11 protein-coding genes are annotated in these 17,985 nt (G+C 53.9%); 3 read left to right on the top strand and 8 right to left on the bottom strand.

The window, feature by feature from the left end; genetic code table 11:
* The first annotated feature begins 31 nt into the window (after positions 1-31).
* The gene (locus SH573x_RS03215) at positions 32-655 is read left to right on the top strand and encodes a hypothetical protein (RefSeq protein WP_479352877.1); all 624 of its coding nucleotides are present in this window, start codon (positions 32-34) and stop codon (positions 653-655) included.
* A gap of 33 nt (positions 656-688) precedes the next feature.
* Here SH573x_RS03215 and SH573x_RS03220 read toward each other — a convergent pair whose 3' ends face one another.
* The 3 genes from SH573x_RS03220 to SH573x_RS03230 form a co-directional block, all read right to left on the bottom strand.
* The gene (locus SH573x_RS03220; RefSeq protein WP_479352878.1) at positions 689-3,031 is read right to left on the bottom strand and encodes a serine/threonine protein kinase; all 2,343 of its coding nucleotides are present in this window, start codon (positions 3,029-3,031) and stop codon (positions 689-691) included.
* A gap of 2 nt (positions 3,032-3,033) precedes the next feature.
* Positions 3,034-3,591, bottom strand: a complete 558-nt coding sequence (locus SH573x_RS03225; RefSeq protein WP_479352880.1) for an RNA polymerase sigma factor — start codon at positions 3,589-3,591, stop codon at positions 3,034-3,036.
* Positions 3,592-3,870: 279 nt separating this feature from the next.
* On the bottom strand, positions 3,871-5,019 hold the full coding sequence (locus SH573x_RS03230) for a right-handed parallel beta-helix repeat-containing protein (RefSeq protein ID WP_479352882.1): 1,149 nt from the start codon (positions 5,017-5,019) through the stop codon (positions 3,871-3,873).
* Positions 5,020-5,511: 492 nt separating this feature from the next.
* Between SH573x_RS03230 and SH573x_RS03235 the strand changes: the two genes are divergently transcribed.
* Both SH573x_RS03235 and SH573x_RS03240 read left to right on the top strand, forming a co-directional pair.
* Entirely contained in the window at positions 5,512-6,153 is a 642-nt protein-coding gene (locus SH573x_RS03235; protein ID WP_479352884.1) for a 3-keto-disaccharide hydrolase, read from the top strand.
* 149 nt (positions 6,154-6,302) lie between these two features.
* Positions 6,303-8,774, top strand: coding sequence for a hypothetical protein (locus SH573x_RS03240; protein ID WP_479352885.1), 2,472 nt, complete (start codon positions 6,303-6,305; stop codon positions 8,772-8,774).
* Between the two features lie 970 nt (positions 8,775-9,744).
* Here SH573x_RS03240 and SH573x_RS03245 read toward each other — a convergent pair.
* The 5 genes from SH573x_RS03245 to SH573x_RS03265 form a co-directional block, all read right to left on the bottom strand.
* Complete coding sequence (locus SH573x_RS03245) at positions 9,745-11,394, bottom strand: hypothetical protein (RefSeq protein ID WP_479352887.1); 1,650 nt, start codon at positions 11,392-11,394, stop codon at positions 9,745-9,747.
* Positions 11,395-11,482: 88 nt separating this feature from the next.
* Positions 11,483-13,330, bottom strand: coding sequence for a protein kinase domain-containing protein (locus tag SH573x_RS03250; protein WP_479352888.1), 1,848 nt, complete (start codon positions 13,328-13,330; stop codon positions 11,483-11,485).
* A gap of 177 nt (positions 13,331-13,507) precedes the next feature.
* Positions 13,508-14,110, bottom strand: a complete 603-nt coding sequence (locus tag SH573x_RS03255) for an RNA polymerase sigma factor (RefSeq protein WP_479352890.1) — start codon at positions 14,108-14,110, stop codon at positions 13,508-13,510.
* 16 nt (positions 14,111-14,126) lie between these two features.
* Positions 14,127-15,563, bottom strand: a complete 1,437-nt coding sequence (locus tag SH573x_RS03260; RefSeq protein ID WP_479352891.1) for a DUF1501 domain-containing protein — start codon at positions 15,561-15,563, stop codon at positions 14,127-14,129.
* Positions 15,564-15,586: 23 nt separating this feature from the next.
* Positions 15,587-17,905, bottom strand: a complete 2,319-nt coding sequence (locus SH573x_RS03265) for a PSD1 and planctomycete cytochrome C domain-containing protein (protein ID WP_479352892.1) — start codon at positions 17,903-17,905, stop codon at positions 15,587-15,589.
* Positions 17,906-17,985 lie beyond the last annotated feature (80 nt).

The raw sequence follows: 17,985 nt of genomic DNA on the forward strand, positions 1-17,985 counted from the left end.
CCCCTCAACCCCCTGTAGGCCCCAAAAAATCATGTCCCAGTTGCCCTCAGTGCAACCGGCTTTTCCACAACCCTGGGAAAGTCAGGTGGATGCACCCGCGCCGATGCCTCTGGCTGTCGCTCTGGCCAACAAACAGACCCCGCATGTCTCGTGGCTCGATCAGAGCTATACCGTGCTGGCCGCATTCGGTCTGATCCTATTTGCGCTCGCCAGTAACGTGTTTGTCATTATGGACATCTGTTGCGGTGGCTTGATCATCAATGACCAATTGGTAGCTTCGCCACTAGAGATGTTTCAATTGGATCGAAATTATCTGATCGGGGTGTACGCAGTTACGTCGCTTTTGACTCTGATCTGTGCCCTGGCACTGATAAATAATGATATGCCGCGTTGGGCTTTGGTGCTCAAGTTCGTCCCGCTCATTTTTGCAGTGACTTTCATCGGAGTAGTCTTGCGCAAGAGCGGGGCTGTCGCCCGCAGCATCGCGTATTTCTATCTAATTGCTGGCTCGATGCTGGCGGGGTTGGCCATTATGTACTTTGTCCAGACTGGCATGGAATTGCCCGAGTATCACTGGGGACCGATGGTCTATAGCGTCTGTTTGCAAGCAGGTCTGACTCTAGCTGTCGCCTCAGTAGTATCCTTGGACAACTAAGACGCAAATCCCAAATTCGACGTGTCGACGTGTTTACTCAACAGCGGCTGGGGTATCGAAAGCATGGATACCCAAATCGCCAGCCCACTGGAGTTGTGCATCCGGGGCGGGCAAGTTGCTCGTGATACGTTTTTGCTGAGCTGACTGGATGTTGGCTGGCGAATCCTTCCCGGTGTTCCAGAAGTCTTGCCACTGCTCCAGTCCTTTGATTCCGCCGTTGATCCAACCTCGGTTGGATTTCTGACGACGCGATACGAGGTAGTCGATATCGGGCGCGTGGGTACAAGCGGTCTCTTGCCAGTCAAGGCAATCGTTCAATGTGTTTTGCGCCACTCGTTCCCATACCAGATTGCCGGTGAACTGTGGCCAGGCGTTGATATGAATACCGCGTTTCACATCCAGTACGCATTCTCGAGCGACCACCTGCACACCTTGGGATGGGCGTCGCGTGAGTATGAAACCGACCAGGCTCTCGCCGATAACTGAACAACGATCCAATTCGAGCTTGGTCGGCCGAATCGGGCTATCGTTGATCGCTGGAAAGAGAAAGGTGACTTGCGAAGTACAATTCAGGATGCATTGCTCGAGCAATAGTCCATTGTCTTTGGCCAACCACACGACCCCGACCAAACCACCGGACAACCAGCATCGCTGCATCTTTAGCTGGCCGGTGCCTACGACGCAAATACCCACATTGCTGCGAAAGATTCGGCAATCGACCAACTCCAGTTTGCGCGCAAAGTTCGTAGATCCAATTACACCGGAGATCGAGCCGATTGACTCCATGGGAGGTGGCGAATCGACTTGCCAGTTGATGTTCAGCCCTTCGAGCTTAAGATCGGAATCGGTTCGCAATAGAAACGGGCAGTGCTTGATGGCCCACTGGCTGGCATGAATCGTAGGCCTGGTGCCGTTGGCGGCTTTGATGGTTAGTGCCTTAGCGGCAATATCAATCTGGTTGCTTTCAATGTCTTGGCTGACAATCAAAGTATCGCCCGATTTGGCGGCTTTTACTGCGCTGGCCAGGTCCATGTACAGTTCACCGCTGGCCTCATTACTGATCGCCATGGTTAGCGTAGGTATTGTGGCACCCAGGGATGAACTACTATCGTCCCGTCGTTGCTTTCTGACCGCTGAAGATATTGACTGCACGGCCACCCACGTCGTTCCGCAGCCCATCAGCAGCAATGTGGCAACCAACAATCTGCGTGTCCATGATTTCGGGTTAGCAACGCTACCGCCGAAATTTCCAATGCCTGAAGGACTTGTTCGCAAAATACCTGATGCATCAAGGATTTGTAAAACTTCTGTGGCTGACCGCGGGCGATCTGCGGATGACTTGGCCATCAAACGGGTCAGCAATTCTGCTAGCCACGGCGGTGTATCCGCGCGCAGTTGGCCAGCGCTTGGTAATGTTTCTGTGCGTACGCGATCCATTACCACAAAGGGATCGTCGCCCCGAAATGGCCAGTGTCCGGTCAAGCAGTTGTAGATGATGCCGCCCAAACTAAAGAGGTCCGAACGTTCATCAGTGGCCTCACCTCGGGTTTGCTCGGGTGACATAAAAGCTGGCGTGCCTGAAATAACGTCAGGTGCGGTCAGATTTAGATCTGCCAGGTGCTTGGCCATGCCGAAGTCGGCCAGTCGAGCTCTACCGGTTTGATGCTCGATCAAGACGTTGCCCGGTTTAAGGTCGCGATGAATGATGCCTTGCGCGTGAGCTGCCGCTAAACCGCTCGCCAACTGCCTGAGCAAGTCGATACAGCGTTCGATCGGCAGTTGTCCTTCGCGATCCAGCAATTCTTGCAAACTGTAGCCTTCGATATACTGCTGAATCAATGCTGGAGTGCTGTCCAGGGATTGAATCGAGTGAATCGTGACAATGTTATCGTGATGCAAGCTCGCATTGGCCTTGGCTTCACGCAGCAGGCGCTCTTTGGCTTCGGGGCTGGCTGCCTTCATAGGCTGAATCAGTTTGACGGCTACACGTCGACCTAAGGCCTCATCCAATCCTTCGTAGACGACGCCCATGCCGCCTTGACCGATCAATCGAATCAACTGGATACCGGCGACCGCGGGCAAGCTGTCGCACGAAGGATGGCTCGAGTCGAACGGGTCGGAGTAGTTATTACTCGATTGATCCGATTCGATAAACCGCTCAACCGATTGCATGGCTATCGACAAACGTGCCGAAACATGTGAGGTGGGGACCGGCGCGCTGCCGATCGACCATAGATCGCTGCCGCTTAGCCTTTCCAAACGCAGACGCAGCCCGGCATCAAGCGAGAGGAGATTTTCCAGTCGTTGTTCGTCGGCCGCTGGTAGATCGCCGCTGAGTAGTTGGCGCAGTTGTTGATCGCTGATTTCTGGGGGCACCTCTACTGCTCCAACTCGGCGATGGCTGCGCGGATTTTGGCCAGTACGCGCGAGCGTGCGATGTAGGCTGCGCCCAGGCTCATCTCGTTGGCTTTGGCAGCGGCTTCGATGGACATGTTTTCCACGGTTGTTTGCCAGAATACTTGCCAGGTTGCTGGGCGAAAATCACTGCGAACTTTTTCGGCTGCCCAATGAAACAATCGCATCTGGTACTCGTGTTCCCACTGCTGTTGGTCGTCGGGACCGGGCTGTTGATTGAGCAGGTTCAGGACGGCGGAATCACCCGATCCGCTGGTCTGTTTCTTGGAGGCATTAAAACGTTTACGGAGTTTGTTGCGTGTGACCGTCAGCAGCCACCCACGGAATGAACCCTTGCTGGCTTCGTATTGAAACTTGCGAATGGAGCGAACCACATCGCACATCGCTTCCTGCGCAAGATCAGCCGCATCGGCATCCTGCAGTCCAGCCTTGAGTGCGTACGAGTAGAGCAGGGGAGTGTAGAGCGTGACGAACTCGGTCCAGGCAGCCCGATCCTTCAGGTCACGTATTCGTAAAAGCAAGGTTGCCCGGGTATCGAGGACGTTCATCGCTCGAGCCAACAGCAGCTGGCTCCCCCTATCAACCTAAGATTTAGATGCACAGTTGTTCACATGCCAGAGACTCCAGTGTAGCCTTGCGGACTCAGCGATTCAATTCGCGCTCACCTCGCCAGTGACAAGTGAACGTCGTACTCGAAATAGTCGCCGCCAAGAAGGGCGTACATCAGGTAGTCGGTTTTGGTTCCGACCTTTCAAAGATTTTTGGTTAGAGCGACAACTTCCGGTATGGAATACCCAAAACTACTTCGGCCCAACCTGGTTCGCGCCGCGGCAGTCGCGGCCATAGTGTGCATCCTGTTCCGCGACGGGCAAACGAGGTTTGGACGCCTCGGGGCGGTCTTCCGCCAACCAATGATTGCCATTGAAGACCATCGATTCGGCCTGGGTTCCGCCACCGATATTGCATTCAACTGCCACCTGTTCACGTCGGAAAACGATGCAATTGTCTTCAATAACCACTTGGCGACAGGGCACAAATCGCTGATCAGTCGACTCTTGCAATACGCGGAAGATCCATTTGGTTGGATACAAGATTTCGTTTTTGGTAAACCGAGCACCATCGACACCGACGAAGGCCGCCGCGCAGGGACTGCCTTCGAACCGGTTCTCTGTCACAGTTATCCGGGCGGCTTCGTAGTTGGCATTGCTTGGTCGGAAAAAGGCCAGTCCCGTTGAACCTCCAATGTTTACGGGGCGCTCACCCGCGTTGATAAATGTACATCGCGAGATTTTGACGTTGGCAGATCCACCCTTGGTCTGTACGCCCGCGCTGGCTGCAAATCCGTCTTTGCCTTCGAAACGACATTCTTCGACGGTGCCATCGTGACAGCCTACCATGTCGATGCCTTGACCAGCCCAGCCATGGATCGTGCAGGCTCGTACTTGGAAGCGATCGATGCCTGACAATTTGATGCCGTCATGATTGCCTCGGGGGCCAATGTCGGAAATATGCAAGCCTTCGATTAACAAATCCGTCACGGGCTGCTCGAGTTGGCCGCCGTCATCGATATTGATGCCGTTGTCACGCTGGCCGGTGCATCGCAAGTTTCGCAACGTCAATTGCGAACATTTGGAAAAGTGCCAAGCTACGTTGCCACCTCGAAACTCGGGTGGCAGGTGGCTATCGAGTGCTTCCAAAGTAATGCCATCGATACCCTTGATCGAATAACCGCTTTTATAAACACCAGCGGCCAGCTTGAGTGTCGTACCCGGTTCGAGTTCGGCCAATGCCGCTCGAAGTTCATCGTCGCTGCGCACCGTAACCAACTTTGGTTGCGGGTTGGTCGCGCAACACATCGTGCACCGCTGGCGCGGTCCCAGAGCCTGGATAAGAGCAAACGCCAAGATCCAACTGCCCAGCAGGCTTGCTTGTTTAAGGCTTTGATTCATGGTTACGGTTCCTTACCGCCGGGACTTGGATGTCATTTGCCACAATCGGCGATGTGTAAATTCTGCCAGTAAATGAATCTGAGGCTGCAAGTCTCTGGTCCGCAGGCAAGTTTGCCTTTGGTGTATCCGATCTCCTATGATAGTGTGACACTTGTTCCTGAGTAGCAAAATTTGAAAGGTGACTCCAATATGACTTGTAACCATCTGAATCAACTGTTTCAACTTTGTCGAGAATCGCAAGTTCACGTCTCCAGCACGGATCTAATTCGATTTGTGTGTCGGCAGTGCCAGCAGGAGGAGGTCTGTCCGGCCGTGTTGTATGAAGAGTACGAGCAACGACACGAACAGCGCCAGCAGGAGCCGAAACCCGAAATTTCAAATTCGACATCCGAGAAATGAAAGCGACTGTCAGTTATACTCTAAAGTTCCTCGCGAGCTGCTGGTGATGTCGGCAGTCACTACCTCAACCTACCTCCTACAAGTGGAACCATCATGCGTTGGAACTCATTGCGCTGTGTAACTCAAGCCCTAGTTTGCGTCTGCCTGCTTGCCGCTGGCTGTTTCGCTCAAGATAAACCCGAACTGAAGTGGACTGCGCTGTTCGACGGCAAGTCGCTGGAAGGTTGGGAGAAGGTCGGCAAGGATACAAGTACTTGGGAAGTCGTCGACGGCGAGATCCGCGGCTCGGGCGATGCATCGATGCTCGTCAACACCAGCGGCCCATACAAGAATTTTAAGTACCGGGCTGAAGTCAAGATCAACGACAAGGGCAACTCGGGACTCTACTTCCGTACTACTCGTAAACCAGGTTTCACCGATGGCTACGAAGCTCAAATCGATAGCACCCACACCGATCCAATTCGCACCGGTTCGCTCTACGGCTTCAACCATGTTTACAAACAACTGGTCAAGCCCGATACCTGGTTCACATATGAATTAGAAGTTCGCGACGATGTCTGGCGCGGTCGCGATATGACCCGCATCAAGATCACTGTCAATGGTGACGAACTGTACGAATATCTCGACTTCGCCAAAAGCTACCCAGCCGGCCACTTCGCTTTCCAACAGCACGACCCAGGCAGCAAAGTCAGCATCCGCAAAGTCGAAGTCTCGCCACTCCCCGACAACAAGTAACACTTGTGGCATAGGTCTGTGAACGATGTGGCATAGGCTTCCAGCCTGTGGTCTGTCAGGAGGATCCCGCCTGTGAGAACCTTTGCACAGGCTTCCAACTTATGGGTGAACGCGAATGAATCAACTCATTAGCCCAATCGGATAGTCTTATGTCAACTCTGATGTTGATTCTGGCACTGGTCATCACAGTTGACCAACGTCAAGCGACGCCGCCTTCATCGATTCGAGTCGCCCAAGGCTTTGAGGTTGAACTACTGCGATCAGCCCAAGAGGGTGAAAGCTCATGGATCAGCATGACATTTGATCCTCAGGGCAATTTGTTGGTTGGCTTGGATGACCGAGGAGTGGCCAGGCTCGATCTAAACACCGAATCTAGAGACATCCCCTTTACACGTTTGGAGGGCACTGAAGCGTTTCGCCATGTGCGTGGCATCCTCTATGCTCACGATTCGCTATATGTTGTAGCTACCGATAGCCAGGAGATTTATCGACTGAAAGACCATGATGGCGATGGTCAGTACGAAGAACGTCAACTGCTCCAACGACTGGCTTATAACAGTCGATATGGTCATGGCATGAACCAGATCGTTTTAGGGCCAGACCAAATGTTATACGTGGTAATTGGAAACGATGTCGTGTTTCCTGCCAGCGCTGAGAGTACATCAACCTATCGCGCTCCTCAGAACGATTGGCTACTTCCGAACGCTAATGACTTGGGGCAGGATGATCGAGTTGGTTACATTGTCAAAACGGATGCGGCAGGGCAGACCTGGACCATTCTGGCTGGCGGGTTGCGTAATCCGTTTGACATGGCATTTAGTCCTGATGGCGAGATGTTTACCTGGGATGCCGACATGGAGTGGGATGTTGGGTTGCCTTGGTACCGCCCCACGCGTCTGAATCACGTGGTGTTGGGTGGCGAATATGGCTGGCGTTGGGGCACGGGAAAATGGCCAGCTTGGTTTCCAGATTCATTGCCTTCAACACTCGACACTGGTTATTCGTCGCCAACTGGCCTTATCTTCTGCGACAAGAGTAATTGGCCAGCCGAGTATCGTCAGCTTCTGTTGATGGCCGATTGGCAGTTGGGACGAATCTTTATGGCCAAGCTGACGCCACGCGGGGCGAGCTTTGATGCTACATCCGAACTGTTTGCCGAAGGTGGTCCATTCAACGTCTGCGATATGGCATTCGGCCCTGATGGCCATTTGTATTGCATCACCGGCGGACGGGGCTCGCAAAGCGGACTTTATCGCATTCGCTATAAGTCAGAAAAGCGAAGTGAGCCGCAACCTACTGAACGACGCGTTGATGAAGAAAGAGAGGTGCTAAAGTTGACGTTGCCCTCTCAACCGGTTGAACCGCACGATTTGTCGAAGATCGAAGCGCGCAGAGCGTTGGAGCGCTTAATCCAAAAGCCCAATGCGGCTCAATTGAGTTTCATTTGGGCCAGCTTGAAGAGCGAGGATGTATGGCTGGCGTCCACTGCGCGAGGGGCGCTGGAGCGATTGCCAATCGAACTTTGGAAGGCAAGATTACTGGAGGAACCGGCCAGCCTGGCTACTTATAATGCTTTGATCGCGGCGGCAAGGGTCGGTACAGCTGAAGATCAATCCGTCTTGATTTCGATACTTGCCCAAGCGGATTGGTCAAAGTTGGCCTTGGAGCAAAAGCGGATCGGGCTGAGAGCATTGCAATTGTCAACTATTCGGCACTCGCAGATAACACCATCAGCTAAACAGGTAGTAGAGGGTCTCAAGTCGCATTTTCCCAGTCACGACTTTGGTATGAACTGGCTTCTGCAAGAGCTGTTGGTGCGTTACGAAATTCCGGGTGTGGTCCAGCAGAGTCTGGATGCCATTGATGAGGCTGTTACTCAAGAGGAGCAATTTCAGTACGCCAAGACGCTCTTGAATTTTCAGGGGAGTTGGCAAGACGCCGAGGTGGCGCGTTTGCTCCACTGGCTTCAACGTAGTCGCAGCTATCAAGGCGGTAAACTGCTGGACACGTTTCGTCAGCAGCTGATTGAGCAATACCAGACTCGACTCAGCGATCTGCAAAGGGAGAAGTTTGCTGACAAACTAGTACAACTGAATCGACCGCTGGACAGTAACGCAGAAGCACTCAGTTCGCCGCGGCCGATCGTACAAAAGTGGAACATGTCCGAGCTGGAGAACGATGTCTCGCCAACGTTCCTCAAAGACCGAAGCACCGAAGCGGGTTGGTCGGCGATGCGGGCGGCGTCATGCTTGAAATGCCACCGCTTCGGGAGCGTGGGAACGCAGCTCGGTCCAGATCTGACGGGTGTCGGCAAACGCTTCGATCAGCGCGGCTTGATAGAATCGATCGTCGAACCATCCAAGCAGATCGATCCCAAGTACCTCAATACGACCTATCTGCTTGAAGATGGATCTATTGTCTCAGGCCGCACCGTTGGAGTAAGCAGTCAACAGCTGGTTATTGAAGTTGACTCCATCACCGGACGAACCGAAACCATCGAACGAACCAAAATTGAGGCCTCCTCACCTGCCAAGACATCGCCCATGCCCGAGGGCCTAGTCGATGTCTTAAGCAAGGATGAGATACTCGACCTGATCGCCCTCCTACGCCGTGGTCCATAATTGGTCGAGCAGCCGCCGCTGCTCCGTCCCAGGTCTAGCCTGGTCGAGCCCAGCATGCTAGCAATCGCACGAGGTGTGCTTGTCGCCCCGAGGTTTGCTTTTGGGACGGTTTGCTTTTGGGACAGACCACTAACTGCTAGGTGGCTGAAGTTAGCCAGCCATGCTAGCAATGAGACGATGCTTCGTTTTGGGACAGACCTGTAGAGGCGTCCAGCCGCCGTGCTGACCGACGTTAAACAGAAACGCTAGCAATCGACTCTGAATTTTGCTTTTGGGACAGACCTCGAAATGGTCTAGTCGGCATCGGAAGGATGCCGAGCTAACCAAGAATGCTAGCAATCGAGCCTAACCTAGTTTTGAGACAGACCCAAAACTTCGGGACCCTGAATTTTGCTTTTTGGGACAGACTTCGAAATGGTCTAGTCGGCATCGCAGGGATGCCGAGCTAACCGAAAATGCTAGCAATTGAGCCTAACCTAGTTTTGGGACAGACCCAAAACTTCGGCTCTGTCCTAGGCCTAGCCCGGTCTAGCCCAGCATGCTAGCAATCTCGCCCAAGGTGTGCTTATTGCCCCGAGGTTCGCTTCTGGGACAGACCACTAACGGGTCGCTCGGATCCCGGTCGAACTCCCTGTCAAGCCAAGAATGCTAGCAATCGAACCCGATTGAGTTTTGGGACAGACCACTAACTGCTGGGTGGCTGAAGTTAGCCAGCCATGCTAGCACTGAGACGATGCTTCGTTTTGGGACAGACCTGTAGAGGCGTCCAGCCGCCGTGCTGACCCGGCGTTAAACAGAAACGCTAGCAATCAACTCCGAGTTTTGCTTTTGGGACAGACTTCGAAATGGTCTAGTCGGCATCGCAGTGATGCCGAGCTAACCATGAATGCTAGCAATTGAGCCTGACCTAGTTTTGGGACAGACCCAAAACTTGGGGAGCCTCAATGCTAGCGATCGAAGCCAGGGACTTTTAGGTGACCTGGTCTCCTGCCTCTGGATAGAGTCGGTCGTTCCAACCGCTGAAGTACCAATCCTGGCCAGATCCGCCAGCGACAACGTCTGAAGCAAGATCATCGTGAACGGTCATACCGCTTTCGAAACGAATCAATGCTGCAGGATCACTAAGAGCCGACACGCGCGGAGCAAACCGGGCCGGACCATTCCAGGTAGCCAGTAGCGACAAGAGGGCTGCATCATTATGATCGTAGGTAGTCAGGCCTCCAATGAGCACGTCTTCGCCGCCGACTCCACGCATGCGATCCGAACCCAGTCCACCGATGAGCATGTCCCGAGCGGCGCCGCCTTCCAAGTAATCGTCGCCACCGCCTCCAACCAAGATATTGGCATCGCCTTCACCAAAGAGGTAGTCGTTGCCTGAGCCACCCCGAATCAGATCGTTTCCCGCGCCACCTGACAAGCGATCGACTCCCTCGCCACCGTCGAGGATATCATCAGCACTGCCGCCGGTGATCAGATCATTGCCACCCTCGCCATAGATCGTCGCTGGCACGGCCAAGTCGGTAGCGAACACTTGATCATTGCCATTACCACTGTAGATAATCACGCGGCCACCAGGACCGATGTCGAACTGGCCAGTCGGCGCGCCGTTAATCCAACCTCGTACGGTATTGCCCTGTCCGCTCCAAATGTAGATCGTGTCATCCAGATCCGTACCTGAAATATGCAGATCGTTGCCGACCATCACCGCCGGGCCACTAGAGGCAGCAAAATCTGCTAGGACTTCCTGGGCAATGACTAGTCCAAAGTAGCTGGCACTATCGTAGTTTTCGGCGGTGATGAAATTGCCATCGACCCACACATCATCCGCTACCGTATGGGGATTACCGATCGAGCCACTGACGGGGCTTGCCAAGGCTCCGTTATCAATGACCTGATCGTATTGCCCTGAGTAGTAACCATTGCCTTGTAACTCGCCGTTATAGTACTGCTCAGGAGCGCTAACCGTGGTCGGGACCGCTACCGTTCTACCTGCCAAAGGACTGACTCCGCCCACGCGTGCCCAAGCCAACACAGTGACTCCGTGACAAATGGCGGCAACCTGTTTGTCGTCAGCCAAAAACTGCCCGATCAGCTCATTGACCACAACCTTCGAAGTTGAAATCTGCCCATCGTAGAGGTTGTCATCGCCGTTGTAGGGCCCATGGCTGTAGTAGTTATCAATGGTGCCATCGAAGTTCGGATCGTTAAAGGCATATTGATATTGCGACGCGCCCCACCCACCTACGAAGACGATGGCGGAGTAGTCGCCCGCATCAACGTTCTCCAGTGCAATATCAGGATCCACCGCGCCGATGCCATCGGTCTGACCAGTTCCAGGATGCGCGAAGGTTGTATTGGTGGTTGTGGCTGCTACCACCACACTTAGACCTCGCGACTCGAGCGAACTGCGCGTATCGCTATATTCTCGGTAGTAAAAGTCTTGTTGATCGGCGAGTACCATCAGCACAGGCAATGGATCTGCCGTCATCGTTTGCCGCGATTGAAGTTTTTCTAATCCATAGCTGCCGAGAGTGCGACGCAGAACCTGGCGGCTTGGATGGCCACTGCCATGCAGACGATTAGATGTACGAGACCGGTTACGTGAAGAGAACCACCGCATGATGAGCATTTCCTTCTAGTGGGAAGAGGAGTAACTGAATCCGACATGAATGTCGACTAGAAGGAATGACGTGTAGGCCCTGCACCTTTCAGCGATCTGTGCCCCCGATCAAGTTTTTTATGAATTCGTCTGCGTGCGCTGCTGAAGCAGCCGTAACTACCAGACCATCAGCCACCACCGGTTGAGCAGTACGCGTACCACCCTCGTACACGATCTCTTCATCGCGAATTGACTCGCTGACAGCCACGCGTTTGCCGCGCAGTGCTCCGTGCTGAGCCAGAATGCGTTGACCGGCACACAAACCGCCGATAACTTTCTTTTGCATCTGAAACTCATTGATCAATCTGGCTGTTTGCTCACCGCTTGGACCGCTATTGGGTGAGAACTCTTGAGTCAAGTAGCCGATGAATACTAAGCCATCGTAGTCACTGGCCTTAAGTTGGTCGGAGAGTTTGACATCTGGAACTGCGATGCCAGGCTTGGAAGTTGAAAACACTTGAGAGGGTCGTTCGGCCGCGCTGGCAAAGATCAGTTGAACTTTCCCGATCTGCTTGTTGGCTGCGCTAACCAATTCTTCATAATCTGGAAACCAGAGGCCTTCGCTAGGTAGCATGACCAGCAAGCGTGTTGGCTGGGAGCGCATAACCAACGGCGCGAGACTTGCCATCAAGAGAATTCCGACGGCGATCGCCGCCATCGTCATCGACCGGCGACGCGACCAGTTCGATCTGCCAGAGCTGGACGCAGCTTGAAGGAAAGGCCGCTGAATCTCGGCGTGTGGATTGGAAGTAGCACGTCCATCAATTAAAGATTCCAATGCGTTCACAAGGTCCGCAGGGCAGTCATAGCGTGAATCGATCGCTTTGGAAGTCATGCGCTGAAGAATGCTAATCAACGTTGGTGGTACATCCGGTCGCAGCGCGCGGATGTCAGGAAAGGCAAGTCGGCGATGGCCGTCGAGTGTCTCCGCAATGTTGGATGAATGAAAGGGTGCCGAGCCGGCTAACAAGTAGTACAAGGTACAGCCCAAGCTATAGATATCGGCGCGAGTATCGACGGTGGCCGAGGAGTCAATCTGTTCGGGGGCAATGTAGTCGGGCGTACCCAAGATCGTACTGGCGTCTGTGCGAGCGATCAGGCAGCTACGAGTATCAAGACCGGAGTTGAGCGCAAGTTTGACGGATGGGGTTTGAGGCTCGCCCTGGGTTGCCCTGTTGTTTTGGGTTATGGGTGGTTCGGAAGCCAGGCGTGAGAGTCCAAAGTCGAGTATTCGCACGCGACCGTCTGGAGTGATCATCAAGTTCTGTGGCTTGATATCGCGATGAGTCATGCCTTGCTCATGTGCATGCTGCAGCCCCTTGGCGGCTTGCAGGACCCAATCGCAGGCTTGAGGCACACTGACTGGACCTTCGCGATTGATTCTCTCTTGCAGTGTTTCGCCTTCTACATACTCCATAACTAAGAAGTGACGCTGAGCGGTTTGATCGGCATCGTAAGCCACCACGATGTTCGGATGCGAAAGCCTGGCAGCCAAGCGCACTTCGCGCTCGAACCGTTCGACAGCCTGCGGATTCGACAAGAGCCAAGGATGTACCAGTTTCAGGGCCACCACGCGTTGCATCAGGCGATGTTCGGCTTTGAAAACCGCCCCCATCCCGCCGACGCCGATCGATTCCAGAATGCAATAGCGCGGATGGTCCACCAAATCGCTCGGTACGCAGGCTGCGGCGGCAGTACGCGAGTGATTCGAACCACCTAGGGTCATGGCGGCTCGCGCCAAAGACAGCAGTGTATTTTCAGGCTCGGTAGCCAATCGCTGACAGCACAAATCGCAATTGGCCAGGTGTTCCTCCGCCGCCCCAAATTCATCGAGATCCATGTCGCCCTGCGCGAAGGCTCGCAGTTGGCTATCGGTTAGGTGCTGAGCGACTTTCATAACAACTCCGGCCGATGGACTCTGAACAAAGTGGACATAGACACTATTGAATGACGCGATTAAGCCCCACCTTTCAGAGACGGATAGAAATTTTCTGAATTGTCGTAGAGCGGCTGTCCCCAGCGGCTGGCAAACCCTCTAGCAAAGACCCTCTAGCAACAATCATCTAGCATCGCATTAGTCGTCAAGCAGTTCAGCAGACTCTTTCTTCAGGCGAGTTAGCACACGGCTTTTGGCGATGAAGACGGCGTTGGTTGTCATGCTTAGTTCTTGGGCCACTTCGGCCGCAGGACGGTTGGCCAAAGCGAACTGTTCAAAGGCTTGCCACGTTCGCTCGTCAAATTGACTGCGCAATTGCTGCAACAACATGTGCATCACATGACGATCATGTTCTTCATTCCACATGCGGGAAGCTTGGCTGTCCGGATCCTCCAGCTCGGCCAGCAGCATCTGCACGTCGCTACCGCCGACCCCAGGAGGGCTGGCTGCTCGAGCGCGCCAGAACTCCTTCAGACAATTGAACGTAATGGTCCGCAACCAGGTTCGAAACGCGCCGACTCGACCATTGTGCTGAAATTCGGTCAAGCGTCGCACGACAACCGTCATGACACTCTGCACCAGGTCATCTGCGTCCGTAGGATCCATGCCTTTGCGTCTGGTCCAACTGCGCAGCAGCGGTTCATAGATTTCCAGAAAGCGTCGCCAATCTGCCTGCGAGTCATCTGGCTCGTCAGCCTGACGCAGGCGTTGTAGCAAACTGAGCGACGTGGGCTGGGACAATTGCGCGGGCCTTTGGCTACGTGAGAATCTCGTCGATCACCCGCACCGGGTCGACTCCAGTTAGACGAAAGTCCAGTCCCTGAGAGCGAACGCTCAGGCGTTGATGATCCAATCCCAACTGATGCAGGATGGTGGCATGGATGTCATGAACATGCACTGGGTTTTCGATCGCGCCAAATCCGAATTCGTCTGTTTGGCCATAGACCATGCCCGGTTTGAATCCACCACCGGCGAACCACATGGTAAAGGCATCGATGTGGTGGTTGCGACCGGTGGATTCACGGACTTCGCCCATCGGTGTGCGGCCAAACTCTCCGCCCCAAATGACGACCGTACTTTCCAGTAATCCTCGTTGCTTCAGATCTCGCACCAGAGCCGCACATGGTTGGTCGATATCGGCGCATTTTTCCGGCAAGTGCTTTTCGAGGTTCTCTGTCGGTCCGCCGTGGTGATCCCAATTTGTATCGTAGAGCTGCACAAATCGCACCCCGCGTTCGACCAAACGACGGGCTAGCAGACAGTTTCGCGCAAAGCTGGTCTCTTTGGGATCTTTGATCCCATACATGTCCAGCGTTGCCTGGTCTTCGCCCGCAGTATCCATCAGTTCGGGTGCGCTGGTTTGCATTCGATACGCCATCTCATACGCATTGATGCGGGTACTGATCTCTTGATCACCGGTCTCCACCAATCGCTTGAGATTCAATTCACGCACGGCATCGACCACGCGTCGTTGTTTCAACGAGTCAATCTCCGCAGGAGTGGAGAGATTAACAATTGGATCGCCTTGATTGCGCAGCGGCACACCTTGATAGGTTGTCGGCAGCACACCACTGCTCCATAGGACCGCTCCCCCGCGCGGGCCACGTGGTCCGCTTTGTAAGACAACAAAGCCTGGCAGGTCCTGGCACTCGCTGCCCAGCCCATAGGTCACCCAAGAACCCATGCTTGGTCGGCCAAAGAGTCCGCTGCCCGTGTTCATAAAGAACTTGGCCGGCGCGTGATTAAACAGATCGGTCTTGCATGTCTTCACGATCGTCAGATCATCAACTATGCCGGCAGTGTGCGGCAACAAATGACTCACCCAAGCCCCCGATTGCCCGTGTTGCTTGAACTGGCTCTTGGTGCCCAGCAAGTCGCTGCGATGGCTGCTATCCATAAACGCAAAGCGTTTGCCCTTGGTAAAACTCTCCGGTATCGGCTGGCCATTGAGCGCGTTGAGCTGCGGTTTATTCTCGAACAACTCCAGTTGCGTGGGGCCACCAGCCATGAATAGGAAGATGACGCTCTTGGCTTTAGCTTTGAAGTGAGGTTGTTTGGTAACGCTCAGCGGTTTGCTACCAATATCGCTGGCAATCAGATCCCGACTCAGCAACTCGGTCAAGGCGATCGAGCCCAAGCCAATGCCGCAACGAGCAAAGAAGTGGCGACGAGTTTCATGGAGTAGTTGATTCATAATTTATGTTTTTGGCTTTGCGATTATTCGCGGGTGAGCGTTTCATCGAGATTCAGCATCACGCGAGCGGCGCTTAAGCTATCGAGTTTTGAGAATACCACCAATTCATCTGGAGTCGGCCGACGACTAGTGCAACGTACAAAGGCTGACTCTACTCCCTCGTTAATGATCACTTTCTCCAGTGCCTTGGCAAACTCATAGAAAGCTGCATCGTTCAAAAGCGTCAGGGCCTGCAACGGAGTGTTACTGCGAATTCGCCGAGTGCAAGTGCTGAATCCATCTGGGGCATCAAACACGTTCAAGGCCGGCGGCGGTGAAGCGCGGTAGATAAATGTGTATAGACCGCGACGAAACTTGTCTTCGCCAGCACTGATCGTCCAGTCGCGTTTGACTTGCCCTTGTCCCATCACGCCATCAGGAATGGGCGGATAGACCGGCGGACCGCCTAACTTGCGACACAATAAACCGCTGACCGTCAGTCCAACATCGCGCACGATCTCTGCGTCCAGACGCAAGCGAGTCTGCCGAGCCAATAGATAGTTGTTCGGATCGATCTCATGCAAGTCGCCGCGCGCTGCAGAACTCTGCCGATACGTATGCGAGGTAACGATCAGCCGGTGTAACTCCTTGAGACTCCACTGCTTGGCCTGCAGTTCAATCGCCAGCCAATCCAGGAGCTCAGGGTGCGTGGGCGATGTGCCCTGTGTGCCAAAGTCATTCTCCGTTTCCACGATGCCGCGGCCAAAGTACTGCTGCCATACTCGATTGACAATCACACGAGCAGTCAGAGGATTCTGGGGCGATACGATCCACCGCGCCAGATCCAAACGCGTGAGTTTGTCACTAGTCGCTTCCAAGGGATGCAGCACGCCAGGAGTCCCCGGCGTCACCTCCTCAGCCGGTCGCGTAAAGTCACCTTTAATAAACACGGCTGTTTTGCGAGGCTCGGGCAACTCTTGCATAACCAAGGTCGTCGTACCTTGACTGAGTTGATTCTCCAGTTCTTTGTGCCGGTCGGCCATAACGCGAATCGGATCGCTGGGATTAACCAGCACCGTGAACATGGCTACATTGTCGGAGAGGTTACGCTTGTCTTCTACTTTTTCCAAAGCCTTTTTGACTTCGGGACTGAGCTTCTGACGAAAATCACTCGTCAACGATTTATCCCAAGTTGTGATTTCACTGTAGCGATCTTTGATCGTCGTCTTCAGCTTGGATTCAACCTCTTCAAACTCAGCTTTCAACTTGGCTGCGTCGACACCGGGGTCGTAAACTTTTAGAGTCGGTTCATCTTGACTGTTCAAGAACGCGAACAGTCGATAGTATTCCACTTGCTCGATGGGATCGAATTTATGGTCGTGACACTGGGCACAGCCGATAGATAATCCCAGCCACACGGTGCCCGTAGTGGCTACGCGATCAAACACGCTGTCGATGCGAAACTGCTCCTTGTCAATTCCGCCCTCTTGATTGATCTGCGTGTTGCGATGAAAGCCCGTCGCGATAATCTGACTCTCTTTGGCATCCGGCAGCAAATCGCCCGCTAACTGCTCGACGGTAAACTGATCGAACGGCATGTCGGCGTTCAGTGATTCGATGACCCAGTCGCGAAACTTCCAGATCTGTCGAGGAGCATCGATGGAATAGCCATTGCTGTCAGCGTATCGAGCCTGATCCAGCCACCATCGTCCCCAGCGTTCGCCGTAATGCGGACTGGAAAGCAAACGCTCCACCAGTTCTCGGTAGGCCGAATCGCTATCCACATTGGCTACCGCCACGAAAGCATCAACTTCCGACGGCGTAGGTGGCAGGCCGACCAGGTCGAGCGACACGCGGCGAATCAACGTAGCCGCGTCAGCCAGCGGGGATGGCTGCAGGTTGTGCGCAGCCAATTGTTGTTGAACGAAGTAATCAATGGGATGACCGCTTACTTCTTCTACGCGCTGGGGTGGTTCAAACGACCAATGACGTTCGTACCGTGCACCTTCTTCAATCCATCTCTTAATCAGCTCCCGCTGTTGATCGGTTAACTCCTTTTGCGAACTTGGTGGTGGCATAACCGAATCAGTATCATGACTGATCACTCGGTTCCAAACTTCAGAAGCTTGTGCGTCACCTGGTACAATCCCGCGCGAGCCATCGCGATCTTCTGTCGCTCCGTCAAACGTGTCGAGCCTCAAACCTGCTTCGCGATGCTTGGGGTCAAAGCCATGACAGGCAAAACAATTCTCCGACAAAATCGGTCGAATATCGCGATTGAAACTTAGCGGTTCAGCCGCCGACATGCGACTGTTGAGGGCTAGTAACAAGATGAAAGGCAGAGGTCGGATTAAGTGATGCATTGTTCTTATTCGGTCCATGCGCAGGCTGGCAGGGCCACGATTGGCTTACAAGGCGCGGGGGCTATGCCAATAGTGATATT

The sequence above is a fragment of the Rania fehmarnensis genome (assembly GCF_056494185.1).

Excerpts from the sequence above, each read along its gene's own strand:
- SH573x_RS03240 (WP_479352885.1), top strand. The coding sequence starts at position 6,303 with ATGTCAACTCTGATGTTGATTCTGGCACTGGTCATCACAGTTGACCAA.
- SH573x_RS03235 (WP_479352884.1), top strand. The coding sequence starts at position 5,512 with ATGCGTTGGAACTCATTGCGCTGTGTAACTCAAGCCCTAGTTTGCGTC.
- SH573x_RS03250 (WP_479352888.1), bottom strand. The coding sequence starts at position 13,330 with ATGAAAGTCGCTCAGCACCTAACCGATAGCCAACTGCGAGCCTTCGCG.
- SH573x_RS03260 (WP_479352891.1), bottom strand. The coding sequence starts at position 15,563 with ATGAATCAACTACTCCATGAAACTCGTCGCCACTTCTTTGCTCGTTGC.
- SH573x_RS03245 (WP_479352887.1), bottom strand. The coding sequence starts at position 11,394 with ATGCGGTGGTTCTCTTCACGTAACCGGTCTCGTACATCTAATCGTCTG.
- SH573x_RS03230 (WP_479352882.1), bottom strand. The coding sequence starts at position 5,019 with ATGAATCAAAGCCTTAAACAAGCAAGCCTGCTGGGCAGTTGGATCTTG.
- SH573x_RS03265 (WP_479352892.1), bottom strand. The coding sequence starts at position 17,905 with ATGCATCACTTAATCCGACCTCTGCCTTTCATCTTGTTACTAGCCCTC.
- SH573x_RS03215 (WP_479352877.1), top strand. The coding sequence starts at position 32 with ATGTCCCAGTTGCCCTCAGTGCAACCGGCTTTTCCACAACCCTGGGAA.